General features: G+C 69.2%; 1 protein-coding gene. It reads right to left on the bottom strand.

Annotated elements, in window-relative coordinates; all coding sequences use genetic code 11:
• Nucleotides 1-59 precede the first annotated feature (59 nt).
• Entirely contained in the window at nucleotides 60-971 is a 912-nt protein-coding gene (hemC, locus tag DCO49_RS20055; RefSeq protein WP_116865471.1) for a hydroxymethylbilane synthase, read from the bottom strand.
• Between the last annotated feature and the right edge of the window lie 187 nt (nucleotides 972-1,158).

Consider the following 1,158-nt stretch of genomic DNA (forward strand, 5'->3'; position numbering starts at 1 on the left):
CATGCTCGACTGCTGTTGGCCCTGCAGTCGAGCATGGCTCGACTCTACAGAGGCGCGGTTCAGACGTTCAGCAGTTCGCCTGCGCCGTCATCGAGCAGCTTCTTCGCCACCTGGTGGCCCAGCGTTTCCGGATCGCTGGCCGGGCCCACCGCTTCGGCACGCACCGCGCGACCATCACTGGCACTGCCGACCATGCCCTGCAGGTGCAGGTCCTGGCCCTGCCACTGCGCGATGGCCGCCACCGGTACATGGCAGCTGCCGTGCAGCGCGCGGTTCATCGCCCGCTCCGCTTCCACGCAGGCACGGGTATCGGCGTCATCCAGGAGCGCGAACAATTCCATCAGCCGCGCGTTGCCACCATCGCATTCCACCGCCACCGCGCCCTGCGCCGGTGCCGGCAGCCACTGCGGTGGCTGCAGGCGGGCCACGATGCGGTTGCCCAGGCCCAGCCGTTCCAGCCCCGCCACGGCCAGCACGATGGCGTCGTAGCCACCGTTGTCGAGCTTGGCCAGGCGCGTGTTGACGTTGCCACGCAGGTCCAGCAGCTGCAGATCCGGGCGCAGCGCGCGCAGCTGGGCCTGGCGGCGCAGCGACGACGTACCCACGCGGGCACCGATGGGCAGCGCATCCAGCGAGGCGTACAGGTTGGAGATGAAGCCATCGGCCGGATCGTGGCGGGTCAGCATGGCCGGCAGCGCGAAGGGCGCATCCAGTTCCATCGGCACATCCTTCAGCGAATGCACCGCGCAGTCGGCATCGCCGCGCTGCATGGCCAGCTCCAGCTCCTTGAGGAACAGGCCCTTGCCACCGATGGCGGCCAGCGAGCGGTCGAGCACCTCGTCACCGCGGGTGCTCATCGGCACCAGTTCCACATGCAGGTCGGGGTAGGCCTGGCGCAGGCGGTCGGCGACGTGTTCGCTCTGCCAGAGGGCGAGCGGGCTCTTGCGGGTGGCGATGCGGACGGTTTCCATGCCGGCATTATCGCGCCTATCGGCGGGATACGGCCAACGGCGGAGCCCCTCGTGGCTGGCGGTAGAGTCGACTGTTAGTCGAACCAGCCTCGTGAGCTGGCCGGGTGGGTGGGCCGCGCAGGGGACGCTGCAAGTACGTCCCTGTAAGCTCGGTCGCCGCATCCATGCGGCTCACGCCCCTGCGCAA

Source organism: Stenotrophomonas sp. SPM, from assembly GCF_003105135.1.
Lineage (GTDB): Bacteria > Pseudomonadota > Gammaproteobacteria > Xanthomonadales > Xanthomonadaceae > Stenotrophomonas.

Coding starts and splice junctions, on each gene's coding strand:
- hemC (WP_116865471.1), bottom strand. CDS start 971: ATGGAAACCGTCCGCATCGCCACCCGCAAGAGCCCGCTCGCCCTCTGG.